Origin of the sequence: Gardnerella sp. KA00390 (genome assembly GCF_049244075.1) — a bacterium.
Lineage (GTDB): Bacteria > Actinomycetota > Actinomycetes > Actinomycetales > Bifidobacteriaceae > Bifidobacterium > Bifidobacterium vaginale.
Map to the genome: position 1 here is coordinate 20414 of NZ_CP058372.1, position 26109 is coordinate 46522.

Consider the following 26109-nt stretch of genomic DNA (forward strand, 5'->3'; position numbering starts at 1 on the left):
CATATGTTAATTAAGTGCATGCTTAATGTCCACGTGTTTTAGTTAGTTCTTGTACATAAACCAAAAGTAGATTATCTAATCTTATACGAAAAAATCAGGGTTAAGAAATCATCCTAACCCTGATTTTTATTATTTATTAATCTTATCTACTTACTTATTATCTACTTACCCTTTAGTAAGGCGTTGCTGTGTATGCAGACATTTCTCTTAAGAATGGTATATTTGCCGAAACAAACGGGTATACCCATTGCATAAGTATCATAATGCATATTAGGTAGATAATTAAGGAGAGAATTAATCTCACTGGAAGAATTCCAGGCTGTAGCCTCATGAGTCCGCCAAAGATGCTGAATTCAGGCTTTGGCTTTAGACCTGCTTTAATCTCGCGTCTTAATGGCCACTGCCATGCAATAGCTCCAGCAGCAAAGATAATCAAATAAACTATCAGCGCGCCAATCATAAGCGGAACAAGCGAATCGAGATGAGAGATCAAAGATTGTTGCTCGTTATTAACAAACTTAACTTTTCCGTTTTCATCTAAAGTAGAAAGCTCTTTTGGAATACCGTCAGAAACTTTAGCCCAATAGTCAAGCTCTCCAAAGCTAACAAAGCGGAACTTAGGTGTAGAGAACTTAGGTTCGCATGTAATAATGGTGATCATGCGTTTCTTTGGCTCTTTACTATGGTTTATTGGATCTGGGTCAAGAACCTCAACCTGTTCTGGTCTAACAATCTTGTGAGTAATGTATTTGTAAACGAACCAATAATCTTTAGTTCGAAGAATAATAGAATCTCCCTTTTGGAACCTATCAACATCCGCAAGAGGCTGACCATAACCATTGCGGTGACCAATAATTGTAATGTTTCCGATTTCTCCAGGCAACTCAGTTTTAGGATAATGACCTAATCCTCGACGATTAAGTATCTCCATATCTACACCTTCAATAACATTACGCTCCCATTGATCACCGAAGCGTGGAATATAGATTCGCGCTAGAAGATCTCCGTGTTTGACGCCCTGTAATTTAGGAGGATTGTCTACTTGAGGAAGAGCAATTTTTGTTTTAGGACCAGCAGCAGGGTTTGTCCAAGAAACAGATTGACGTGTTTCAACTTGTATATGTTCAGCTTGTGCACCCGTCCACCACATCTGCCAGACAATATACAGTGCACAAATAACAGCGAAAGAAATAAGAAGTTCTCCTACAACACCAACTGCTTGCCAGATAATACTGGTTTTGCCGTGTTTAGTTTCGCTACGTTCGTGCATATTGTTAGAACGCTTCATGTTACTCCTTTATTGCCTGTTGGAATGGTGTTGTGGCGAAATATTACTACTAATAAAATCGGCATCTTTTGGAACCGAAGCATATCGTAGCGGCTGTAAAAGTGCAGAAGATTCTGCGAATTTTAGATTACTCTTTTTTTCCACTTTCCATCCCAACCCAAAACCGCTGACATAGTCTTTATATGTTCGAATTGCTGGAGAGTCATCCAGCGCATCTACCATGTCTTCGATTGAGCCAATAGCAGATATTCTATACGGTGGCGAGTACTGATGACCTTGTAGCATAAGCACATTTCCGATACAAACAACAGCAGAATTGAATAGTATGCGTTGGTCTTGGATTGTTATTGCCTCTGCTCCACCTCTCCAAAGGGCATTTACCACCGCTTCTATGTCTTGTTGGTGTATTACGTAGTCATTTATGTTTGCGGAGCTTCCAGACCCGTTTACGGCTGTTTTCCACAGTGGTGAATCGTTTAGTGTAACACTAATTCCAGGTCCCTGTATTGCTGGGAGTATTGTGCTAGCACCAGTGTCGTCGGAAGAATCTGCATCATTTGTATTATTCGTTAAAGTTTTGTTTAGAAGATTTACCTGTGAATCTAGCTCTTTAACATCTTCTCTTAAGCTTTTTGCTCTTTGAGAATTTCTTTCTACCATCTGACCGGTGTCTGATGTAACAAACGCTGTACGATTAATACGCAAGTTAGTAATAAATAAATATCCTGTAAAAGAGATAGCTAATGCCACAGCAATGCTTCCCAACAGCGATTTTTTAGCGCTGTGTTTACCTGTTTGTCTAGCCATAGCATCCAGTCTTCTTATTGCGTTCGAGTGTAACTATTATTATAGCGTGTAGCCGATTGATTGGAGAGTTACTGTTATGGCTGACGAAGAATTAAACACATTGAATGCTGCTTCATCTGCCGATGCTGGCGAAGCAAAAGAATCTTCTAAAGAAGATTTGTATGGCGTGCCTATGGAGCAGGTTGAAGCTGTGCTGAATGCGACTGCGGACAAAGATTCTTTGTCTCCGCAGATACAGCGAATGATGAAGCGTCAAGAAGAAAATACTCGTAGAGTTGAAGAGTCAATTAAAGGAACAAAGGCTAATGCTGGTTGGTTTGTTCCGCTTTTCTGCACGCTTATGATTGTTGGTTTGTTCTGGGCGGTTGTTTACTACCTGAATCCTTCTCTACCAATTCCTGGAATTGGAGCATTTAATCTTTTGATTGCAGCATGCTTGGTTATGGCTGGATTCTTAATGACAATGTGCTGGAGATAAAAAGTTAATAGAACTTTTTAAATCTTGATTAATGGCTGCGTGCATGAGTGCGCAGCCATTAATTTATTTATTGTATATTATCTGTTTATCTGTTACTTGACTTGCTCTAATAATTACGTGCTGGTTTTTACTATCCGTAGTAGCCAGAATTCTAGTTGTACCACCATCTTTTAATTTAAGTTTTTTCTTCAAATCATTAACACTAATTGGAAAATTGTACGTGGCTATATTCGCGTACTCTAAGTCTGAAATAATTTGCTTGATTTCTTTTTTATTCATGCTGCAGACTCCTTCTATTTTCCAAATTTTTCCAGGAAAATCAGAGTTACAATTTTCTGAAATAAAAATGTGGCTGTTGCTTGCGATTTGATAAACACCATATTTTTGTATTAAGAGATTGAAACATCCTGCTTTCATAATAGATGCGTTTGGCTCATAAACATATTTAGCTAAATTTCTCCAATTTTCCATAACATTTGTGACATTATTTGAAATCTCGTAAGATTCTTCAACCTTGTGTAAAGACGAATCATATTTTGCGCAAAAAACAGTAATATTTTCATTGTTAACGCAATGAATCTCAATAATGTTATGTAAATTTGCGTCCAATACTAAAAGTAATTCTTTGCATTCATTGTTGTGAGAAATTATGTGTACCTGACTAACGTTTCCGTTAAAATCACATATAGCTTTTCTCCAATCAAGCATTGGGGATAGTTTTATAATCACAAATTTTGAAGCATCTAGCATCTGTGACTTTAGGTTTATAACATTCGGAGTGCAATCTTCTATAGCGTATGTTCTGGATCCTTTTTGGTCGCGTCTTGCGGGATCAATGTAAATAATGGTAGCTGAATTTACGTTATTTAATACTTCAGAGCTTGTGCAATTTACGCAATGAACATTTTTTAATCCCATTACAATCATATTGTGCTGGCTAATAGCAGATAATTCTTCTTGTTTTTCTGCGCAAATAGATTCACTGAATTCTTTGCTCATTATTGCGCAATCTACGCCAAATCCGCCAGTTAAATCAATTAGTGTAGTGTTAGACTTGTTTAAGTTATTATCTTTTATAAGATTATGAACTATCTGCGCCTTATATTGTGCGGTTGCTTGCGATGAACATTGTTCCATCGAAATGTGAGCTGGATATATTACTTGTTTATTCATATACCAATTAGGCAGTTTTGTTTTTGCAATCTGTTTTCCGCTTATTTGATTAACGGCAAATAAAACATTGATTTTGGGATTATTAGATGCTTTTAAAGCAGCATCTTCAGGGTTAGCATCTTGATTTTCCTTAATAAAATCAAGTGTTTCTTGGCTTTGTGGATTTAGATGTTTTGGATGATTGAATTTAGATTGCATAATTTTATTTCTTATTAAGATTGGAGAAAATCACAATTTATAAAAAATGTGGATAACTTTTATGCACTTGTTAACAGGTTTTAAAAGACTGAGTTATCAACGTTTGTGTACAACATTGTGGATAACATGAGCAGATATTCCCATGTTATACCCAAGTTATCCACTTTTGTGTCCACAATTGTGGAGAACTACATACGTGTAATTTAAAGTTGATTAGCATATACATAACATGCAAATAGATAGGAGCACAATAAGAATCAGTAAAGAATATATAGCAAAACGCTCATTAAAAGATGCTTTTTTAAGAATCGGATTATTAACTCCAAGCAAAGTAGCCAAAATTGTTCCAGTGATAAGACCACCAACATGAGCCTGCCAAGCAATATTTGGAATAATAATAGGCATAGCTAGAGTTAAAGCAATCCATATCAAAGTTCCTCGAGTATTTTCACCGAGTCTCCATTGAGCTACAAGAAGTGCCCCTATAAGCCCCATAATTGCACCTGATGCACCATAAGCCGACAAGAACCAGTTTCCTGTAATTTTGCAGTAAAGTAGGGTTGCAACGCATCCTCCTAGTCCTGAAATGGCATATAAGAAGAAGAACTTCCACCTGCCAAAGAATTTCTCTAATTCTATTCCGAGAGAATATAAGCAGAGCATGTTGAAAAATATGTGGCTAAATCCAGGAGAATGGACAAACATAGATGTAAACCAAGTCCAAATAGATTTTTTAATCAAAAATGGAGAAAATGCTGTATTCTCAATAAGTACTTGATACAAGTTTGGCGAAAAAGTATGAAGAATAATTTCAACAAGCCAAACAAACACACAAATATAAATGAGTGAATATGTAGCGCTTTTACAATTAATCTTAAAACGCCTAATAATATTTTTTACATCAAAATTGTTCATAAAATAACATTATCTAATCGCATACACAAAGTTTAAATATTTGTAACCAATCTATATGATAAAAAAGATGCGAGTATTGAAAAAAATCACTATGATAGTGAGTACGCGAGTGAAACTCGATATAAATTGTTGACTTGGACGAGCAGGTCAGCTTGACGAAAGGAGCCATCATGGAGAACAGGTCCTCTGGCGGTTGGAAGTTCTTTGCACTGCTCTTTGGAGCACTGCTCGCAGGTATTGCAGCATTGTATGTATACAAGCAGCATAATCCTGATTATGATCCATGGGAGCAGCCATGGGAGAACAGCTCTTCACCAATCGATTTAGGTGCTGAAAAAACAGATAAGGAAGAATCTGAAGTAGCTAAGCCAGTTGAGGCTTAGATAGAATTAAAATTCTTATACTCAGATTTTTAGCTATATAAGGTGTGAAGTTCTGCACTTATAGTGCATAGTTTCACACCTTATTTTTTTTTATTTTGATATTTATTTTTAATTATTTTTATAAATAAAAAAGGCTGTGACCAACAAACGCTAGTCACAGCCTTTTTATTAAAGCAATTTTTAAAATGCTTTTACATAATTATTCAGCAGTTGGAAGAGCGCCAGTGTGCCAAATGCGATCGAGGTAATCTTCGATAGAGCGATCAGAAGAGAAGTAACCAGAGTTGGCTACGTTCAAAACTGCCATGCGAGCCCACTTCATAGGATCGCGGTAAGTTTCCTCAATTTGAGCTTGAATATCCATGTAAGAGCTAAAGTCAGCCATTGCCATGAAGTAATCGTGAGTAAGCCAATCATTAACGAGTGGCTCATACGCGCTCTTGTCACCATTGGAGAATGTGCCGTCAGCAACCATGTCTACAGCAGTCTTCAATCGAGGATCAGACTCGTAGTACTTGCGGGAGTCGCCGTGATCGTAGCCTTCAGCATAGAGCTTCTCAACCTCGTCAACAGTCATACCAAAGAGGAAGAAGTTCTCAGCGCCAACGCGTTCACGAATCTCAACGTTTGCACCGTCGAGAGTACCAACAGTCAAAGCACCGTTCAAAGCGAACTTCATGTTACCAGTACCGGAAGCTTCCTTACCGGCCTGAGAAATCTGCTCATCCAAATCGGTTGCAGGAATCAAGTTCATAGCAAGTTCAATGTTGTAGTTCTCTGGGAAGAACACTGCGAGCTTGCCCTTGCATGCTGGATCGTTGTTCACAACGCGAGCAACATTGTTAATGAGCTGAATCGTAAGCTTTGCCATAGCATAGCCTGGAGCGGACTTAGCGCCGAAGAACACGGTGCGTGGAAGCATCTTGTCTACGTCGATTGTGCCATTCTTGATTCCAGCGTATGTGGAGATAACCTGGAGGATCTTCATGGACTGGCGCTTGTACTCGTGCAAACGCTTAACAATGGTGTTAAACATAGTGTCTGGGTTGATTTCAAAGCCATACTTGTGCTTTGCAAAATCAACAAAGGCAAGCTTATTCTGCTTCTTAACTTCAGCAAATTTCTTAACGAATGCTGGATCGTCAGCCAATGGCTTCAAACCTTCAAGAAGCTCCAAATCACCCTGCCATGCGTCAGTGCCCAAGCCCTCAGTAATAAGGGCAGACATGCGTGGGTTGCTCAAGCGCACAAAGCGACGAGGAGTTACGCCGTTAGTAACGTTCTTGAACTTATCTGGGTAAACGCTGGAGAAGTCCTTCAAAGTGACATCCTTCAACAACTCAGAGTGAAGCTCAGCAACACCGTTAACATAAGAACCACCGTAGGTAGCCAAGTAAGCCATGCGAACTACAGCACCTTCGCCATTTTCGTCAGCGTCGGTAGCGATACGCATGCGCTCAACCTGATCCTCAGCAACGCCTTTACCGCGAAGCTCATTGCGGAACTGCTCGCTAATTCCTTGAATAATCTCAAGGTGGCGTGGCAAAAGTTCGCCAATAAGCTTTGCTGGCCAAACTTCCAAAGCTTCTGGAAGAAGCGTGTGGCAAGTGTAGTTGAAGGTCTTGGTGGTAATGCCCCAAGCGGTGTTCCAATCGTAGCCGTACTCGTCCATAAGAACGCGCATAAGCTCTGGAATACCGATAACTGGGTGAGTATCGTTCAACTGGAAGTTGATCTTGCTTGGGAAGGTGGTGAGATCCGGCTTATCCTGACCTGGATAGAATACGCGGATAGCATCATGAATAGAAGCAGCTACGAAGAAGTACTGCTGCTCAAGACGCAAAGCCTTGCCTTCTGGAGTGGAATCTTCTGGGTAAAGAATCTTAGAAATGTTTTCTGCTGCAACCTGTGGCTTAACAGCATCCAAGTACTCAGACTTGTTGAAGGTGAGCAAATCAAATTCATCGTAAGACTTTGCAGTCCACAAGCGAAGAGTGTTTACGCGACCAGAGTTGTATCCTGGAACCATGTAATCAACTGGAACTGCGCGAACAGACCAATCTGGTTTCCAAACGCGCTTACCGTTTTCTTCAACAACTTCGCCGCCGAAGTTAACGCGCTGATCTCGACCGTAATCGATGTGACCCCATGGCTCTTCGTTGCTAAGCCAGTAATCAGGGGTTTCTACCTGCTTACCATCTTCGTCGAAGCGCTGCTTAAAAATTCCGTAACGATACTGGATGCCGTAGCCAAATGCTGGTACGCCGATAGAGGCGAGCGAATCGATGAAGCAGGCTGCGAGACGACCCAAACCGCCGTTACCTAAACCTGGCTCATACTCAGCATCGATAACAGCTTTTGGATCGAAACCAAGCTTAGTTACAGCCTTGTTGAACTGGTCAGTAAGACCAGCGTTAAGCAAAGCGTTCTCAAGCTGCTTGCCCATCAAGAACTCTGCGCTCAAATAGCCCACAGCCTTGGTGTTGCCGTTAATCATGTCATGCTGGGTCTGCATCCAAGAGTCCATCAAGTGGCGACGGACCGCGGTAGCAGCGGCAACATACACATCAGCCGTAGTGGCCTGTTCTGGCGTGACACCTTGAGTGTACTTCAGATGTTCTTGAAGTTCTTTGGCAAATGTCGCCGCAGTTGTCTTGGCTTTCGGCGCGACGTGTTTAGTCATATTTGACTCCTTGTGCCGTGAATAATATATTTACCTAAAATGTGCGAATAGCAACCCCTGATTATGTTGGTTGTAGCCGCGCCAAATTGCACTTAACAAGACGGTACGCGGCAATGCACACGTTTTCATTGTTGATGATATCACAACCCCAAACACTTATTAAGAATTATTCACAATATGACTTTTATTAAACTTTTATCTAGCTTTGATTTAGCTTTAATAAAACGCTACTAAAAATACAGATAATAGTCATGTAATTCATGAGATAATTCAAATATGACAGTTATAAGAGAAAAAGATATAAATCGCGCTAAAGAATCATTTAAATTATGGGAAAATAAGGCGAAGGCGTATGTGAAATCTCTGCAAGATAAGGAAAATTTCACATGTATTAACAGCAAAATTCTTGAAGTTAGTAGAGATGATGAAGCAATGGCTGTTAGGTATTCTCTTTATGTTTTGGAATCAATAGCGCCTGGATTTGCTGTAGAGGTAAGAGTAGCGCCCTGGGGAGCTATAAAAATCCTAGAAGGTCCACAATCAGATCCACACAATCTAACGCCGCCTGATGTTATAGAACTAGACCCAGATGTTTGGTTGCGGCTTTCCTGTGGAATAACAAAATGGAATTACGAGCAGCAAATTGGCAATATAAGTGCAATTGGAGAGCGAGATAACCTAAGCAATCTGCTGCCCGAACTCACAAAATCTCTTGCATGAGAATAATTTAATTCAACAATTTAATTAAACAATTACTTGTTTATTATTTTTAAATTACTTCTTATGCATAAAATTCGGCATAGGCATAGGAATATGGTGGTGGACCGTGCCAGAATTGCCGGACGATTTATCTTTGTTAGCTGCAGACGCAGCTGCTTCAGCAGCCCACTTAGCGTAATCGTCTAAATCGTCATCGTTGCAAGGAACAGAATCGCACGAGTCTTGCTCTTCATTAGCGTCTTTAGAATCGCTATCATCAGCAAAATCAGACGAATCTTCTTCCTTATCAAGATAATCTTTAGATTCATCATAATTATCAGATTCAAACGGATCGAAGGATCCCTGACCAGGCTCGTGAGTATTAAGCTCCTTAGCAAGCTCGTCATAATCCGTATCGGTCGTCAGGTATTTGAGCTTACGGGCAATTTTCTGTTGCTTTGCCTTCTGTCGTCCGCGGCCCATCTGACCCCCTCTAATTTACCGAAACAATCAATTCATCACACAAGAGCGTACCACTGTGCCGCAACCGAGTATATTGTCTGAGTGGACTTTTACGATAAAAGCCATATTTTTAGGCTTAAAAATCGCAAGAAAAATCGCGTGCGTAAGGAGTTAGAAATGTCAGAAGAAGCACAAGTTACGGCAGCTGGAAATGAAATAAGTGCAAGCTTTGTAGCAGCTCAAAAACGTTCAGACGCAACGCTTGAGAAGCTAAAAGCAAATCCTAGCTCCTTTACAATGCTTACAGGAGATAGGCCGACAGGAAGACTTCATTTAGGACACTACTTCGGTTCGATACGTGAGCGTGTCGCAATGCAAAATCTTGGCGTAAACACAAACGTGATTATTGCAGACTATCAGGTGATTACAGATAGAGACACTGTTGAACACGTAGAAGATAATGTACTAAATCTTGTTCTTGATTATATGGCTGCTGGAATTGATCCTAAGAAAACAATGATTTTTACACACTCCGCTGTTCCTGCAGAAAATCAGCTTATGCTGCCATTTTTGTCTTTAGTTACAGAAGCCGAATTGCATAGAAATCCTACTGTTAAAGCCGAAATGGAGGCTTCGGGTCATGCTTTAACAGGACTTTTGCTTACGTACCCAGTGCATCAAGCTTGCGATATTCTGTTTTGTAAAGCAAATGTTGTGCCAATTGGAAAAGATAATTTGCCACACATTGAGATTACGCGCACGATTGCTCGCAGATTTAACGAGCGTTATGCAAAGAAGAATCCTGTTTTCCCAGAGCCAGCTGCGATTCTTTCGGATACGCCAGAAATCCCAGGATTAGACGGACGCAAAATGAGTAAGTCTTACGGAAACTCGATTATGCTGGGCGCAACTGCAGAAGAAACAGCGAAGCTGATTAAGAAAAGCCCAACTGATTCTGAGCGTCGAATTACATTCGACCCAGTGGCTCGCCCACAGGTTTCTGCTCTTTTAACTACCGCTGGATTGGTTACTGGCAGAGATCCAAAAGATATTGCGCAAGAAATTGGTGACGCAGGTGCAGGAGCACTAAAAGCGTATGTTATTGAATCTGTAAACAACTTCCTTGCTCCACACCGCGAGCGTCGTGCGGAATTGGCAAAAGATATGGACGCTGTGAGAGATATTTTGCACGATGGAAATGCACGAGCTGCTGCGATTGCGCAAGAAACACTTGATCAAGTGCGAGAAGCAATGAACATGAAGTATTGATTAACAATGTTGATTAGCAATAATTAAATCTGATTAATTCTTGCTTGATTGCATACAAATAAAACGCCCAGTAGTCGCTGGGCGTTTTTGTTTAGGTTTATACTATTCGTTTTATCTTTTTATTTTCGATATAACTAAATGTCGTATCGCCAGCTTTTATCTGTTATAACTCGCGCAACAGCAAGTCCTAATGGCAAGCAAATAATCACCATAAAAGCGCGGAAAGTCCAATCTAAAGCAGGAAGAGTATTAAACTGTCCAAGATAAAACATTGCACGATACATATAAAGTCCAGGAACCATAATCACAATAGATGGAACAGTAAGACCAATACGCGGATAGCCCAAATATTGAGGCGCCCAACCTCTATGAACTACAGATCGCCAAGCGGAAGCCAAAAGACCAGCAAGCAAAGCGCCAGTAAATGCTGCGATTTCTGCAGCAATACCAAAATCAGCCATAGTTAAGCGCAAAGTATCGGTAATCGCGCCGATTATTCCAGCAACGAAACACATTCTTTGAGGAGAATTAAACAGAACGGAGAATCCCCACACGCCTGCAAACGCTGTAATCATTCTAAGAACAGCATTAAGCCAAGGATTTAAGCCCAGTGGAGTAAAGCCTTGGGGATTAAGTTGAACAAGGCTTGCAACCATCCAGCCAGCAAGAGTACCCATTAGAATAATCGCCATTGTGTAGCAAAGTCGCTGAATGCCAGAAGGAAAATCAATCTTAGCAATATCTAAGCCGCCTGTAATAAGAGGAAAACCTGGAATTACAAACAAAACAGAGCCAATATAAGCTGTATTATGATGCAAAGCAGCAGGATCAAAACATCCAACAAGTCGAAGAGAAGCAATGCAACTCAAAGCGCCAACAGCAACAGCAATAAACGTTACAACAAATTGGTTTAGATGATGCATAAACATGCGTCTTCTAACATAATGACCAATGCCAGCTCCAATAAAAGCACCAAGCATATCGTAAGCGCCGCCGCCGAGCAAAAATGCGAAGGACGCGCACGCCACAGCAGACGCAAGACCTGCAAACCAAGGCTTATAAAGAGGCTTACGATTTTTAATTAAATCGAGACGGTCGTGAACTTGACGAACAGTAAGCGGCGCGGAAAAGTCGCCAGCATTATTTGGATTATTGGAATTATGCGGATTGTTTTTAAGATCTAAATTCAAATTATTTTGAGAATTTTGAACATTTTTGACATTTTGAACGTGAGAAAAATGCTCAGCATACGTTCTTTCTGGTTGAAGCGCAAAAATCCCGCGAGGTTTTTCTTTGCGAATCGCCTCTTGAATTGCCATTTTTTCTTCGACTTTTGCAGCGTGCTCCTCCGACTGCTTAGCTGTTTGAACAATCGCATTCTCATTGCTGCTAGCTTGAAGAGTGTCCACCAACTCCTTAGAAACAGCTGCCTTTGAATGATATAAGGAATCATTTCCAAGTTTAACGTTAAACCAATCTGCAAAATGTTCGAGAAGCCAAATTCTCTCCGTATTTACGCCAGTAGTAGGCAGATCAACAACTTCGGTAATGCGCTCATGCTTATCTGTGCAAGTAGCCTCAATATCGGTTAAATTAACGTCTGCACGAACATTTACACCCATAGGTTCGCCAACGCGGTGCATAAGCTCGCGAACGCGGTAGCTTCCAGTTCCTGCGCCTAAACCTAAAGCGCCAACTCGAATAATAATGCTGGATTTTGCTGCAATCCCAGCTTCCGTAACTGGTTTATCCCAATCGCGCTCAACATCTTCCATATCTAGCGGAATCGCGTGCGTTTGAAAGCGCCCAGAAGGCTTTCCTACTATATGACCAGTCGAAAGTATTTGTGGAGTATTGCCTATATTACTGTTTGAATTACTATCAGCGTTATTCTCTTCTATGCTCACAATTTTTAGTATACGCAGCGCGTAGCCTATAAGAAATTTATAGAAAAAATCAGTCCTAAGGTCGGTTCACAATTATTTTGGAATCTCGCTGGGAACAAAGGCTGTGGGCTTGCAACTTTTGACCTAAATAACCGCGGAGGAGCCGCGGAAGTCAAATGACCAAGCAACCTTATGACTAGCACAAGGAGGTCTGATGACAACTCAAAATCAACAGGTTACTCCAGCAGACGCAACAATAGTTACGTCTGGACTAGGAAGAAAAGGACCTGAAGAGCGCGAACTGCCAGCATCGCTTAAGCAAGACATGGATTTATGCTTACATATTCTGCGCGATGTATTAGGCGAATTTGATGAAAAACTATTAACCGTATTCGACGAAGTGCGATTAAACGCAGTAAACGCAAGCACAGCACACTTCGCACAAATGGTTGATGCACAAGGAACAGAAGACGACGGGCTAAACAAAGCTGTAGAAAAAATCAACGGCATGGATTTGCCAGATATGCAGCTTCTTGCGCGTGCGTTTGCTACATACTTCCACTTAGCAAACCTGTGCGAAGAAAACTACAGGGTCTCCGTGCTGCACCAACGCGAATGCGAAGTAGAAGAATCTAATCCCGTAGACCCAGTTAACGAGCTAACATGCGCATACCACAAGTTGCTCACGGAAATGAGCCCTGCGCAAGCTAAGGAACTGCTAAATAAACTTGAATTCCATCCAGTTTTCACAGCGCATCCAACCGAAGCGAGACGAAAAGCTGTAGCTGGTAAAATCCGCAGAATATCAAAGCTTCTAAGCAAACACAATAGGCTAGGAGGATCAGACAAGCGCGAAAACTACAGGCGTCTATACAACGAGATAGACGCATTGCTCCGCACCTCGCCTATTGCTCTTAAAAAACCAACACCAGTTGAAGAAGCAGACACAATACTCGATATATTCGACGCAACATTATTCAACACAATTCCGTTGGTTTATCGCAGATTTGACGATTGGCTTTTGGGCAAAAAAGCTGGATTAGTGCCACCGCGATGCCCAGCATTCTTCCACCCAGGAAGCTGGATTGGATCCGATAGAGACGGAAATCCAAACGTTACAGCAAAGGTAAGTAGGCAGGTTGCGAGCAAGTTTAGCAACCACGTTTTGAAAGCGCTGGAAGAACGCACGCGCGAAGTTGGCAAATGCCTGACTATGGAAACACGCACAACGCCTCCAAGCGTTGAGCTGCTGGAACTTTGGAACCGCCAGAGGGAAATGAGCGAGCAGCTCACTGAAAACGCGTCCGACGTATCTAACAGCGAGCCGCATAGAGCCGTTATGCTTGTGATGGCAGATCGACTACACCACACGATTAGCCGCAATACAGACTTGATGTATCATTCTTGCGAAGAGTTCATTGAAGATTTGCGAATAGTGCAACGTTCGCTTGCTGAGGCTGGAGATGCTCGAGCAGCATATGGACCATTGCAGGATTTGATCTGGCAGGCGCAAACCTTTGGATTCCACATGGTGGAAATGGAGTTCCGTCAGCATTCGCTCGTGCATTCGCGCGCTTTGGAAGATATTCGCGAACATGGTTTGCACGGGGAGCGTGGACCGCTTCAGCCAATGACTCGCGAAGTTCTAGACACATTCCGCGCGCTTGGAGCAATTCAAAAGCGAAATGGAATGCGAGCGGCTCGCCGTTACATTATTTCGTTTGCAAAGTCTGCTCAGCATGTTCGCGATGTATTTGAGCTTAATCGCCTTGCGTTTGCGCATCCACAGGATGCTCCAACAATTGACGTGATACCACTTTTTGAGCAGCTAGAAGATTTGCAGAATTCGGTTAATGTTCTTGAGGAAATCATTAAGATTCCAGAAGTTCAGGCTAGACTGAAGGCTACTGGTCGCAAGATGGAAGTTATGCTCGGCTACTCCGATTCTTCCAAAGACGCAGGTCCTACTTCTGCAACACTTGCATTACATTCTGCTCAAGAACGTATTGCACAGTGGGCTAAAGATCATGACATTGATTTGACACTATTCCACGGCAGAGGAGGAGCTGTTGGACGAGGCGGTGGTCCTGCAAACCGTGCTGTTCTTGCTCAACCAGTTGGTTCAGTAAATTGCCGATTTAAGCTTACTGAACAAGGTGAGGTTATTTTTGCTCGCTACGGAAACCCAATTCTTGCCATTCGTCACTTGGAATCAGTAGCTGCAGCAACTTTGCTTCAATCTGCTCCAAGCGTTGAGAAAACCAACACGGAAATGACTCATAAGTATGCGGATATGGCTCAAAAGCTTGATGTTGCAGCGCATAATCGTTTTATTGATTTGCTTCAAACAGATGACTTTACGCCTTGGTTCTCAACCGTTACTCCGCTTAGTGAGATTGGTTTGCTCCCAATCGGATCTCGCCCTGCAAAGCGCGGTCTTGGTGCAAAGTCTTTGGACGATTTGCGCACAATCCCGTGGGTTTTCTCTTGGGCGCAAGCTCGAATCAACTTGGCAGCGTGGTACGGCTTGGGTACAGCTTGCGAAAAGTTTGGCGACTTGGAAACTTTGCGCAGAGCTTACGAAGAATGGCCGCTGTTTAGTACTTTTATTGACAATATTGAGATGTCTTTGGCTAAAACAGACGAGCGAATTGCTCGCATGTATCTAAGCCTTGGAGATCGCGAAGATTTAAGCGATAAAGTGCTTTCGGAAATGCAGCTTACGCGCAAGTGGGTTTTGCAAATTGTTGGTGACAAGTGGCCGCTGCAACATCGTCATGTGCTTGGTCAAGCGATTCGCGTGCGCTCGCCTTACGTGGACGCGCTTTCTGTAATTCAGTCACTTGCTTTGCATAAGCTTCGCAACAAGGTGGATAAGGAAGAATTGAGCGAAAGCCAGCAAGCAGAGTTCATCTACCTGATTCTCTGCACTGTTTCCGGTGTTGCTGCAGGCTTGCAAAACACTGGATGATTTTAATAAATTACTGAATCAAGAAGGCTCTCGTATTTGCGAATTGCAATACGGGAGCTTTTTTGATAATAGGCTTATATTCTTAAACAAAATTCTTATTTACTACGAAAGATACAATATATTCTAAGTCAAAAATTTTAAACTTTAAGCAACTGAAAATATTGCCAATGCCAGTGTAGGAGATAATAATGCAAGAAGAAGTCAGCGAAGATTTTGCTAATGAAGATTCAGTTTTAGCTACATCGGTATTAAGCGCAATGCTTGCAGGGAATCGCAAATTTGCAGACGGCAATTCAGCGCATGCAGGCGTAAATTCAGAATCGCGCATGAAACTTATTGACGGTCAGCATCCTGGAGCTGTTGTGCTTTCGTGCGCAGATTCGCGAGTTGCTCCAGAATTTATATTCGACGCCGGTTTGGGCGATATTTTTTCTGTTCGCACAGCTGGAGAAGTGTTGGATGATGCCGTAATAGCTTCGCTAGAATACGCTGTAAGTGATTTGGGAGTAAAAGTGTTGGTTGTGCTTGGGCATGAGCATTGCGGCGCCGTAAAGGCTGTTTTGCCGAACGTGCAAAAGCTGGTTTCTGAATATGGCGAAGATAAAACAAGCGAAATAATTGAGTCGAGCGAGTTAATATTGCTGCGTTCTTTAGGGCCTGCTGTGCTCGCAGGTGTTGAGGAAAATTTAGATACAGATGATATTGAACGTATTCACGTGTCTAATATTTTGGCTGAAATTTGTGAAAAATCACAAATAATTCGCGAAGCTGTTTTCAAAGACGCTTTGATGCTTGTTGGAGCAAGGTATCGAATGAGTGACGGCTTGGTGGAAGTGTTGTCATGCTAAAAACAGAAACTGAAGCAAAAACAGCGAGCCAAGTAGAAAAAGCAAGTAAAGCAAGTAAAGCAAAACAAGCAAATTCTGCAAACTATCTTTTTTTGATTGCAGGAGTGCCTCTTGTAGCTCTTATTATTGCAATGTTTCCAGCGTTGCAAGCGCGCAACCCTTGGATGCCTGTAAACACTATTATTATGGGTGTTGCTGGGCTGCTTTTACAAGCTGTTCCTTTTACGCTAATTGGCGTGCTTGTTTCTGCTGCTGTAGAAACGTGGATTACGGCAGATTTTATTGAAAAACACGCTCCAAAGTCTATTGCAAACGGCTTTTTGGCTGCAATTCTTGCTGGAGTCTGTGTGCCAGTATGTGATTGTGTTGTTGTTCCAACGTTTTCTCGTCTTGTTGCGCGAAAGCTGCCATTGCCTTGTGCTGTGACATTTCTATGCGCTGTGCCAGTGGTAAATCCTGTTTCTATTTGGGCTACTTGGTACGCATTTGCGGACGTTCCAGCAGTTGCTGTGACTCGAGTGGCTTTGGGTGTTGGTGTGGCTCTTTTAGTGGGAATTAGTTTTGTGATTTTTCCTGTAAAATCACAAGTTTTAAGGGAAAAATTTTTCATAAAATCATGTGGATCAACATGTGATTCATGTGATTTTGACAATAATGATGGGCCTTTAATAAGTTTTAAAGATCATTTAAAAATTTATGCTCATCACGTCTATGCGGATTTTATGCGATTAATGCCAATAATATTGTTTGGAACAACTGTAGCTTCGATTATTCGCGTTTGGCTTGGCGCAGATCCTGCATCAAAAATAAACACAACAACAGTTTTTGTGGCGATTCCAGCAATGATGCTAATAGCATACGCAAGCTCCTTATGTTCAAGCTCCGACGCAGTAATTGCGCGCTCTTTGGCTGCTTCTCTTCCAATGAGTTCAGTAATTGTTTTTCTGCTTTTTGGGCCAATGCTAGACATAAAAAACACTCTTATGCTTATTGAAGATTTTAAAGGGAAATTTGTGATACGTCTAACAGCAACTATTGTTGTTATTTGCTTACTCGCAGCGCTTCTTGTTCACCTTGCATGGGGTGTGATGCTATGAGTAGTGTAAATGTTGTATGCAATGTTGATTGTAATAATGCAGATTGCAAGCAAACTAAGCATAAAATTACTTTTGCTCATATTGCGCAATCGTTGTGTTTGATTTGCTTTTCAGCCACACTAATGTGGAGCGCATTAAGCGGATGCTACACAATCCTTACCACTCCGCGCGCATTCGTATACCTTATTTTTGCTGCGATTTTGCTTTTTGTTTTGGGAATTTGCTCGCTTTTTGGTATTATTCCAGTTTTTGCAAAAGATTCTAAACGCATTCTTGTTTCCCTAATAATTCCAATGCTCGTGATTTTAATTCCACTTCAAATGTCAAAATCAGCATTAGATCAAGGTTTTACAAAGTCTGCAGGTTTTGACGAGTACGCCTCTGGGCGCGCAATAGCAATCGCGTCTAATCGTAAAAATAATAAAAAAACTTTAAGAGGACTAGACGTAGCTAATAAAAAAATTATTATTTCAGACGATGATTTTGGAAATTGGTATGACGAAATTGACCATAATTTAGAGAAATACCAGGGATATGAAATTGTGGTAAAAGGTTTTATAAGTCGAGAAAACACGCTTTCTAAAAATCAGGTTCGCATATCTAGACAATTTATGTCTTGCTGCATTCTAGATATGTCTCCGTTTGGGTTTGTTGCAGATTTTTCTAAAAACTTACGATTTAAAAATCACCAATGGGTGATTGTAAAAGCTAATATCTCACTTGGGAATATTGGTGTTAGTGGATATTCACACAAAGGTGTGGTTCTTAAAGTTGAATCCATTAAAGAGATAAGTAAAGCTCCATCCGGTTATTTTTATAGAACCTGATTGTGTATATTATTCCGATATTAAGCACAAAGCTTTTTATATATGTTAAATTCAACTAAGATAGCAAGTATGTCGTTGGGTTTTAACATTGCACTCATTGTTGTGTTCCTTTTGTTTGGTTCCATATTTGCAGCAACCGAACTTGCGCTTGTTAATTTGCGATCGTCGCAATTAGACCGCATGGAAACGCAGGATGCTCGTGGGAAAAGAGTTGCAAAAATAGCTCGAGATCCAAACACTTTTCTTTCCACTCTTCAAATCGGAGTTACGCTTTCGGGATTTCTTTCGGCGTCTTTTGGCGAATCTGCAATCGCGCCTCATATTGTGCCAATTGTAAAGTCTTGGGGAGTTCCAGATCATGTTGCTGGACCATTAACGACTATTGTTTTAACGCTTATAATATCGTATTTTTCAATAGTAATTTCTGAACTTGTGCCAAAGAGAATAGCAATGCAGCGCTCTGAGCAAATCGCTCGAGCAGTTGTTTCAGCAGTAGATATATTCTCCAAAATATGCAAGCCTTTAATATGGTTGATTGCTAAGAACACCAACGGTTTTGTGAGACTTCTTGGATTCGATCCAAACGAAAAGGAAAGTGAAGTTTCCGACGAAGAGCTACGTGTTTTAGTTAACTCGAATAAAAAGCTTAGCCAAGATGAGCGAACAATTTTAGACGATGTTTTTGATGCTTCTGAAACGATTGTTGCCGAAGTTATGCGTCCTCGTGCAGACGTTGAGTTTTTGGACGGATCTTTAAGTCTTGAAGAAGCTGCTGCAAAAATTAGAGAATTGCCATATTCTAGATATCCTGTAACAGGCAAAGATTTTGACGATGTTATTGGATTTGTGCATGTACGCGATTTGTTAGATGTTAGAGATCCTAATGCTAAAACAGTTGCAGATGTAACTCGAGAAGGAATAAGTCTTCCTGGAACGTCTAAATTGCTTCCAAGCTTGGAGCTGCTTAGAAAACGCGGAATACATCTTGCTGTTGTTATTGACGAGTATGGCGGAACGGATGGCATCGTGACTCTTGAAGACATGACCGAGGAATTGGTTGGAGATATTAGAGATGAATACGATTTGCCAGACGAGTCAGATTTGAAGCGTGATAGTAAAGCTACTGTGTTTGTAAACGGGGTTGCTACAGTTGACGGTGGAATGACTATAGAAGATTTCGCAGATGTGACTGGAATTGAGCTAGAGGATGGACCTTATGAAACTGTTGCAGGCTATTTCCTTGCTCACACTGGCTCCATGGGCAAGGTTGGAGCTATTTTGCACGATGCGGATGGCTACGATATGACAGTTACGGAGGTTGATGGGCGTAGAATAGCTACGATTGAAGTCAGAAAAACCGAAGTAAATTAAAGATTTGAATAAAATTAAACAAAAATAAACAAAAAATGGAGGATACTAATATGGCTTTAACTCATATTGTGCCAGGTCTTGATGAATCGTCTAGCGAGAAAGCAATCGATATTTTGCAGAATCGCTTAAGTCACGAGCAGGAAGCTGCTTTAATTTTAAAGCATGCACATTGGAATGTCACGGGTCCAGACTTTATTGCAGTTCATGAAATGCTTGATCCTCAGGTTGCAGAAGTTTTAGCTCAAGCCGATGAAACAGCTGAGCGAATTGCAACGCTTGGTGGATCCCCACTTGGTCGCGCAGACGATGTTGTAGCTTCGCGCACTTGGAAGCGTTTTTCTCTTAGCGGCAGAAAGTCCACCAAAGAGTATTTGCAAGCATTAATTGAGTATTACAACGATATGATTGCGGACGATAGAAATGCTATTACTCAGCTTGATAATCTCGATATTGTTAGCTCAAACATTATTCAAGACCATGTTCAGCAGCTTGAAAAGTTCCAGTGGTTTATGCGCAGTCATTTAGAATAATTTTGTAGAATAATTTTGCGACACGCTTAGATTTGCTATTTGACATTTTTGTTTCATGTGCTAATCTAACTACTTGTATGTTTTCGACATACAAGTTGGGCCCGTAGCTCAGGTGGTTAGAGCGCATCCCTGATAAGGATGAGGTCGGAGGTTCAAGTCCTCCCGGGCCCACGAAATTGAGCATTTTGTTCTTTTTCTCCAATGGGGCTATGGCGCAGCTGGTAGCGCATCTGCTTTGCAAGCAGAGGGTCAGGAGTTCGAGTCTCCTTAGCTCCACAAATAGGGTTTCTAGCCAATCGCTAGAAACCTTTTTTCATATATTCGTATTATCGTCTTCTTTCGTGTGTTTCTTGTTCTTGCGCGCATTTTGTTATATGAGAATGTTTCTCATCAAGGTGTTTTGCTAAACTGAATACCAATAAATGAATATAGATATCTTTACGCCGTGTATTGCGCATGCTTAAGTGGATGCTCAATGGGTTAACAAGGCGTGAAATCGTGTGTTAGCAGCGTTTAGCGCAGTTAACCTGATCAGCGTAAGGAAAGTGTATGCGTAAACTTTTATCGTATTGCCGTCGTGCTCCTCAATTAGTAATAGTTTTAGTTTTGTTCCCGTTTATTGCGGTGTTTTATTCTAGAAATCTGACTTTTATACTCGATTTTTGCAAAGTTATAAGCAAGACGTTTACTTTCCTACTTTCGTTAATAAATTTTGATTTTAATGTGCAAATAAGCCTTACAATCGGGCAAAGTATAATAACATGTTTAGTTTTATATACATGCGTTAAGTCGCTTTTAAGTATGATTGATGATTTGGCGCATGGCACACTTGGAATTGACTTGCTTGCGTTTGTTGCATTGCTTGCAACGCTTTGTATAGGCGAATTTTGGGCAAGTTATTTGATTGTTGTAATGGTGTTTACAGGCGAAGCAATCGAAGACTTTGCGCAAGATGCAGCGCAGAAAAATCTATCTCTTTTAGTAAATGCGTCTCCTCAAACCGCACATTTAATGACACTTCCTGGAATAGTGTGCGGTGAATCTTGTGAGCAATGTGCTCTGCTTGATCATAGTCATTTTAGAAAAGTCAGCGATGAATCTTCGCTAGAGGCATTGCAAGAACATAAAGATTTTACTAGTTGTGAATCGTGTAAAAAATGTCACAATAACTCTAAAGAATGCCCAATATTGCAAGAGGTAAAGTCTTCTAGCCAATTACAAAGATACAAAACAGTTCCAGTTGAAGATCTAAAAATCGGCAATGTAATAGTTGTTCTTCCAGGAGAAACAGTTCCTGTAGACGGTGAGCTTTTAAGCGGTTCCGCTGTTCTAGACACAAGCGCAATAAATGGCGAGTCGCTTCCGCGTGAAGTGTTTGCTGGCGCGCAAGTGTTGTCTGGATGCGTAAATGGCGGTGTTGTGTTGATTATGCGCGTAACTAAGTTATCGCAAAATTCGCAATATCAAAAAATCATGAAGTTGGTTGAATCTGCAAGATCTTCTAAAGCTGCAGTAGTGCGATTTGCGGATATGCTTTCTGTGCCTTTTACTGTGCTTTCATTTGTTATTGCAGGCGTTGCTTGGGCTGCATCTGGTCAGGCTTTAAGATTTGCGCAAGTTTTGGTGCTAGCTACTCCTTGCCCGCTCTTGATAGCTGTTCCAGTGGCGTTTATGGCAGGAACAGGAAGACTTGCAAAACTTGGTATTGTGGTAAAAAGCCAAGATGTTTTAGAGCAGCTAAGCCGAGTAACAGATGTGTTCTTTGACAAAACGGGAACGCTTACTGTTAAACAGCCTCAAGTTGTTAGAGTGGATTTAGCGAATCATCAAGATAGCGAAAATCAGGAAAATCAAGAAAATAGTGGGTTGCAAAATAGGATACTAATGTTTGCTGGTGTCCTGGAAACATACTCACAGCACATTCTTGCAGGAGGAATTGCAAAAGCTGGATCGGATCTTTGGCAAAACACGCATCCATCTGCCGTTCCGCAACTTCCGAGCGTGCGTGAATACCCAGTTATAAGCGGTGTTAAAGAAACTGCTGGTCAAGGTATATGTGCAAGTGTGGATGGTGTAAACGTTAGAGTAGGTCGCAAAAAATACGTTTTGCAGGCGTCAGCTGGCAATTCCGAGGATGAGTCGCAAGCAACCGAAGATAAAGCCAAACGTGCAAATGTAGAAAATATATCAAAAATAGAAAGCAATTTTGAAGAGCTTTCTGCCGACGAAATGGCAACATACGTTTCTTTTGATGGCAAACTTGTTGGGCGAATTGTTCTAAAAGACGTGCCTCGAGAAAATGCAAAATCTACGATTCAAAAACTAAAGGAGCTTGGTGTTCGTTCAATAAGCATGCTTACTGGAGATGGTCTGCAAGCGGCTCAAACAATAGCAAAAAGCGTTGGAATCGAGCATGTTAAAGCGAATTTGCTTCCAGAAGACAAGCTTGAGTGCGTAAAACAGCACTATAAGAATACGGATAGTGTTAATGCAGATAATAAGTATTCGGAAGGTAGCACAAGCTTACTGAGCACGGATGCTTTCGACTTTTCTGGCGGAAAAACACAAAAATGTAGCATAACGATGATGGTTGGAGATGGCGTAAACGATGCACCAGTTTTGGCTGCAGCAAACATTGGTGTGGCTTTGACTGATGGCACCGATACAGCGGCTTCGGAGTGCGCGCAAGTTGTGATTATGAACAACAACATTTATGCTGTAGCAAACGCTGTAAGTGTTGCAAAACACACGAAGCGTGTTATGGTTCAAGCTGTTATGTTGGGAATTGGATTAGCTGTTATAAGCATGATTGCGGCGGCTTTTGGGCTGATTCCTGCGGTTCTTGGAGCTATGATGCAAGAGATGATTGATGTTGTGTCAATTTTATGGGCGCTTACAGCGTTGAAAGGAAAGCGCGCGTAAGAGTAAATGTGCATATGTGCATAAGTCACAAGTTACAAGCACGCATAAGCAAAATGTATATAAGTGACAATATTCACTTTGGTCTTTTCTTGAATGAGTCAAGGCGCTAGTCTAAGTAGTGGAGCATTTAAGGAAGCGACTTATAAAACAGTTTACAAAAGAGTTCAAAAATGCTTAAGAATGCTTGAAATACTCAATATGGGGAAATTTTATGGAAACGAATTATAATGCGGATGCGAGCGAATTGCGAATCGCAGTTATTGGCGCGGGGCCTGCTGGAATATACTCGTCAGATATTTTTCTTCGTCAGCTTAAAAAATTGGGTGACGAAATGGGATTAGGTACGAGCGCTAGAATCGATTTATTTGAAAAACTACCAGTTCCATTCGGGCTGGTTCGATATGGAGTTGCGCCAGACCATCCGAGCATAAAATTCATTGCAGATGCTTTGGCTAAAACGCTTGATAATCCAAATATTCACTTGTATGCGAATGTTGAATTTGGCAAAGATATTACGCTAGAAGATTTATTGCCTCGCTACGATGCAATTCTGTTTGCTACGGGCGCTGTAGAAGATAAGCCGCTTAGTATTCCAGGAGCATCGTTAAACGGCGTGTATGGCGCTGCAAAATTTGTGGAATGGTACGACGGATATCCTACCAGTGAGCGCACGTGGCCGCTTGATGCAAGCGAAGTGGCTGTTATTGGTGGCGGAAACGTTGCTATGGATGTTGCGCGCGAGCTTTTGCGAGACGCGAATTATCTTAGAGAACACACGGACATTTCCGACGACGTTTACAATGGTTTGCTTAAAAACCAGGCTAAAACATTGCACTTGTTTATTCGACGAGGCGTTGCTCAAGCTAAATTCTCTGTGCAAGAATTGCGCGAGATGGAAAAGCTTTCTGGCGTGCAAATAGTTGTAAATGAAAACGATTTTGACTTGGATGACGAAACGATTGATGTTGCTGGAAAAGACAAATTGACTCGTCAAATGGTAGAAGAACTTTTTGCTATACGCGATTTGAGCGAAGATATGGAAGATAGTGGAAACGTTGACTTTGAAGGCAATCCTGCAAATCGACGCTATATTATTCACTTCAATTCTGATCCAGTTGAAATTCTGGGAGAAGATGGGCGAGTGTGCGCTATTCGAGTAGAGCGTACAGTTACAAGCGCGGACGGGAAAATGACTCGTACTGGAGAGTTTGAAGAATACCCTGTTCAAGCGGTTTACCATGCGATTGGATATAAGCCTGCTAAGGTTTCTGGCGTTGCTTACGATGAGAACAAAACTCTTCTTGCGAATAAAGATGGTCGCATAGTAACTGATCCAGATGGTGATGTTGTGCGTCCACGCTTGTATGCAACTGGCTGGGCTAAGCGAGGACCTGTTGGATTAATTGGTTCCACAAAGTCAGACGCTTTGCAAATAGTGGCAAATATGTTGGAAGATTTATCAAAAAGCTCGCTCGACGAATGTGAATCCGCACTTCCTGGCAGATTGGCAATAGATAGAGAGCCTAAATCTATCGAAAATCTTCTCGCTTCCAGAGGCGTGGATGTAGTTGATTTTGATGGGTGGAAAAGAGTTGACGATTTCGAAGTTGAATCTGGTATGGCAGAAAATCGCGCTCGCAAAAAAGTTGTATCTAAGCAAATGCTTATAGATATAGCGAATCATCAACAATAGTTCGTTAATTTTTAGTGGTCGCTTACGTTATGCACATTTGCAAAACGTAAGCGACCACTTGTTAACAGATTATAAATCTTAAATACACTAATTAGCATTAATCTTAAACATATTAATTATAAATATACAGTTTTCATTCAGCAAAATTACAGTTCCGATTATTAGAATCGTAAACATGTTCAGCAATATAGGAATGCGATGCAGCAATTATATGAAAACAGCAGCACTGTTCTCAGTAATCTGGTTGATTCTTGCCTTAATTTGGGCTTCCTGTGGATTGCGCTTACCTATGCTGATTTGGTTTGTAGTTTTAGGAATAATTCTCAGTGTGTGCGCATATTGGCTTTCTGGCAAGCTCGCAATTCGCATGGTGAATGCTATAGAAGTCAGTGAAGATGAAGAGCCAATCTTGTATGGTATTGTTCGCGAGATTTCTGCGAGAATCGAAAGACCGATGCCGCATCTTTACGTTGCTCCAATGGATAGTCCTAATGTTTTTGCAATTGGTCGCAGTGAAAGACATGCTGTTATTTGTTGTACGCGTGGACTCTTAAACATTCTGAACGAGCGTGAGTTGCGTGGAGTTGTAAGTCATGAGCTGATTCATATTTATAATCATGACATTTTGAATTCCACTATTGCTTCAGCTATTGCGACAATTATGACTTATGTTGGCTATGTTCTTACGTATTCCAAAAAGAAGCATACTGCTGATAGTGAGTTTGCTGTTAGATCAGAATCTTCTAAAAGCCGTTGCCCAGTGTTAAAGATTGTTGGTCAAGTTTTAAATGTGATTTTTGTGCCAGTTGGAGCATTGATGATTAAGCTGGTGGTTTCTAGAAGCCGCGAATTTGACGCAGATAAAAGCGCTGGAATGCTTACGGGAGATCCTGCAGCTTTGGCTTCTGCTCTAAATAAAATTGCTTACGGTGCAAAAATACATGAGATGAGTAGAGCCGCTGGATTGCAGGCAATGTCTTCGCTGATGATTGTAAATCCATTTGAAGATGATAAATCAAAATTATTGAAGATGTTTTCTCATCAGTCAGCTGTTAAAGAGCGAGTTAACTTCTTGAGACTAATGGCTAAGTCGCAAGAGGATAATGCTGAGTATTCTGGGTATGCGGAAATGTCTTATGAAAATGAAGCTGCTGCAAGACCAGATGAATTTGATAAGTCTGAATCTGTATTCAACATCCGATATGGGAGAAGATTCCCTAGTGGAGTTGTAGCCGTAAGCGGAGCATGATATCCTTATATGGTTTGTTGTCTAGATTGATTAATCGAGTCATTTGAAGGTATTAATCGCCAGCAGCCGAACATGCGGACATAGTTCATCGGTAGAATGGAAGCTTCCCAAGCTTCAGAGGCGGGTTCGATTCCCGTTGTCCGCTCCACCGTGATGTATAAGTGGAATATGAGGGCGTATACGCTGATGCATCATGCTCATACCAACAGTTCAGACCTCTAGTCGTGTGAGTAGGAGGGCTGGATTTCTTGAGAATTGATTCCCAACCACATTCGTAGGTATTGTGTCTGCTGAGTATTTTCTCACATGTCGACAGGTTTTATAAGCACTTGACTGGTACGCGTGTTATCATAGTAAACA

General features: G+C 41.3%; 20 protein-coding genes and 3 tRNA genes. 16 read left to right on the forward strand and 7 right to left on the reverse strand.

Annotation, left to right across the window (positions count from 1 at the left end):
- Positions 1-172: 172 nt before the first annotated feature.
- Together HXT53_RS00085 and HXT53_RS00090 are read right to left on the reverse strand one after the other, a co-directional pair.
- Entirely contained in the window at positions 173-1288 is a 1116-nt protein-coding gene (locus HXT53_RS00085; protein ID WP_004114002.1) for a class E sortase, read from the reverse strand.
- 9 nt (positions 1289-1297) lie between these two features.
- Entirely contained in the window at positions 1298-2095 is a 798-nt protein-coding gene (locus tag HXT53_RS00090) for a DUF881 domain-containing protein (protein ID WP_004113998.1), read from the reverse strand.
- 76 nt (positions 2096-2171) lie between these two features.
- Between HXT53_RS00090 and crgA the strand changes: the two genes are divergently transcribed.
- Positions 2172-2573 carry a cell division protein CrgA gene (gene crgA, locus HXT53_RS00095; protein ID WP_004113997.1) on the forward strand — a complete coding sequence of 134 codons (402 nt, stop codon included), beginning with the start codon at positions 2172-2174 and terminating at the stop codon, positions 2571-2573.
- A 63-nt stretch (positions 2574-2636) separates the two neighbouring features.
- Here the strand turns inward: crgA and HXT53_RS00100 are convergent, their stop codons facing one another.
- Both HXT53_RS00100 and HXT53_RS00105 read right to left on the reverse strand, forming a co-directional pair.
- Positions 2637-3944, reverse strand: a complete 1308-nt coding sequence (locus tag HXT53_RS00100) for a THUMP-like domain-containing protein (RefSeq protein ID WP_009993794.1) — start codon at positions 3942-3944, stop codon at positions 2637-2639.
- A gap of 213 nt (positions 3945-4157) precedes the next feature.
- A complete protein-coding gene (locus HXT53_RS00105; RefSeq protein ID WP_009993795.1) occupies positions 4158-4859 on the reverse strand; it encodes a rhomboid family intramembrane serine protease in 702 nt (233 codons plus the stop codon).
- Positions 4860-5029: 170 nt separating this feature from the next.
- On the opposite strand from HXT53_RS00105, the gene HXT53_RS00110 reads away from it, so the two are divergent.
- Positions 5030-5242 carry a hypothetical protein gene (locus HXT53_RS00110; RefSeq protein ID WP_004113993.1) on the forward strand — a complete coding sequence of 71 codons (213 nt, stop codon included), beginning with the start codon at positions 5030-5032 and terminating at the stop codon, positions 5240-5242.
- Between the two features lie 199 nt (positions 5243-5441).
- On the opposite strand, the gene HXT53_RS00115 is transcribed toward HXT53_RS00110, so the two are convergent.
- Positions 5442-7925: a glycogen/starch/alpha-glucan phosphorylase gene (locus HXT53_RS00115; RefSeq protein WP_421780304.1), complete on the reverse strand. Its 2484-nt coding sequence runs from the start codon at positions 7923-7925 to the stop codon at positions 5442-5444.
- Between the two features lie 276 nt (positions 7926-8201).
- On the opposite strand from HXT53_RS00115, the gene HXT53_RS00120 reads away from it, so the two are divergent.
- Entirely contained in the window at positions 8202-8645 is a 444-nt protein-coding gene (locus tag HXT53_RS00120) for a sterol carrier family protein (RefSeq protein WP_004113983.1), read from the forward strand.
- 54 nt (positions 8646-8699) lie between these two features.
- On the opposite strand, the gene HXT53_RS00125 is transcribed toward HXT53_RS00120, so the two are convergent.
- Positions 8700-9107, reverse strand: a complete 408-nt coding sequence (locus tag HXT53_RS00125) for a DUF3073 domain-containing protein (RefSeq protein ID WP_004113981.1) — start codon at positions 9105-9107, stop codon at positions 8700-8702.
- A gap of 156 nt (positions 9108-9263) precedes the next feature.
- Here HXT53_RS00125 and trpS point away from each other — a divergent pair, with 156 nt between their 5' ends.
- Positions 9264-10355, forward strand: a complete 1092-nt coding sequence (gene trpS / locus HXT53_RS00130) for a tryptophan--tRNA ligase (protein ID WP_246943469.1) — start codon at positions 9264-9266, stop codon at positions 10353-10355.
- 134 nt (positions 10356-10489) lie between these two features.
- Here the strand turns inward: trpS and HXT53_RS00135 are convergent, their stop codons facing one another.
- Positions 10490-12262 (reverse strand): threonine/serine ThrE exporter family protein, encoded by a 1773-nt coding sequence (locus HXT53_RS00135; protein ID WP_020759674.1) that lies wholly within the window; start codon positions 12260-12262, stop codon positions 10490-10492.
- A gap of 193 nt (positions 12263-12455) precedes the next feature.
- Here HXT53_RS00135 and HXT53_RS00140 point away from each other — a divergent pair, with 193 nt between their 5' ends.
- From HXT53_RS00140 to HXT53_RS00195, 12 genes are all read left to right on the forward strand, one after another.
- Positions 12456-15212, forward strand: a complete 2757-nt coding sequence (locus HXT53_RS00140; protein WP_004116485.1) for a phosphoenolpyruvate carboxylase — start codon at positions 12456-12458, stop codon at positions 15210-15212.
- A gap of 188 nt (positions 15213-15400) precedes the next feature.
- Positions 15401-16060 carry a carbonic anhydrase gene (locus tag HXT53_RS00145; RefSeq protein WP_004573595.1) on the forward strand — a complete coding sequence of 220 codons (660 nt, stop codon included), beginning with the start codon at positions 15401-15403 and terminating at the stop codon, positions 16058-16060.
- Positions 16054-17157: a permease gene (locus HXT53_RS00150; protein WP_048730943.1), complete on the forward strand. Its 1104-nt coding sequence runs from the start codon at positions 16054-16056 to the stop codon at positions 17155-17157. The genes HXT53_RS00145 and HXT53_RS00150 overlap by 7 nt, the downstream gene beginning before the upstream one ends.
- Positions 17154-17984, forward strand: coding sequence for a TIGR03943 family putative permease subunit (locus tag HXT53_RS00155; RefSeq protein ID WP_004113975.1), 831 nt, complete (start codon positions 17154-17156; stop codon positions 17982-17984). The genes HXT53_RS00150 and HXT53_RS00155 overlap by 4 nt, the downstream gene beginning before the upstream one ends.
- Before the next feature lie 69 nt (positions 17985-18053).
- Positions 18054-19355 carry a hemolysin family protein gene (locus tag HXT53_RS00160; RefSeq protein WP_421780308.1) on the forward strand — a complete coding sequence of 434 codons (1302 nt, stop codon included), beginning with the start codon at positions 18054-18056 and terminating at the stop codon, positions 19353-19355.
- Positions 19356-19405: 50 nt separating this feature from the next.
- Positions 19406-19885, forward strand: coding sequence for a Dps family protein (locus HXT53_RS00165; protein ID WP_180979805.1), 480 nt, complete (start codon positions 19406-19408; stop codon positions 19883-19885).
- A gap of 97 nt (positions 19886-19982) precedes the next feature.
- Positions 19983-20056, forward strand: a tRNA-Ile gene (locus HXT53_RS00170).
- 32 nt (positions 20057-20088) lie between these two features.
- A tRNA-Ala gene (locus HXT53_RS00175) sits at positions 20089-20161 on the forward strand.
- Positions 20162-20434: 273 nt separating this feature from the next.
- Positions 20435-22807: a heavy metal translocating P-type ATPase gene (locus HXT53_RS00180; RefSeq protein ID WP_174190961.1), complete on the forward strand. Its 2373-nt coding sequence runs from the start codon at positions 20435-20437 to the stop codon at positions 22805-22807.
- Between the two features lie 211 nt (positions 22808-23018).
- The gene (locus HXT53_RS00185) at positions 23019-24500 is read left to right on the forward strand and encodes an FAD-dependent oxidoreductase (protein ID WP_174190962.1); all 1482 of its coding nucleotides are present in this window, start codon (positions 23019-23021) and stop codon (positions 24498-24500) included.
- 175 nt (positions 24501-24675) lie between these two features.
- Positions 24676-25749: a M48 family metalloprotease gene (locus HXT53_RS00190; protein ID WP_174190963.1), complete on the forward strand. Its 1074-nt coding sequence runs from the start codon at positions 24676-24678 to the stop codon at positions 25747-25749.
- Between the two features lie 74 nt (positions 25750-25823).
- A tRNA-Gly gene (locus HXT53_RS00195) sits at positions 25824-25897 on the forward strand.
- Positions 25898-26109: the final 212 nt, after the last annotated feature.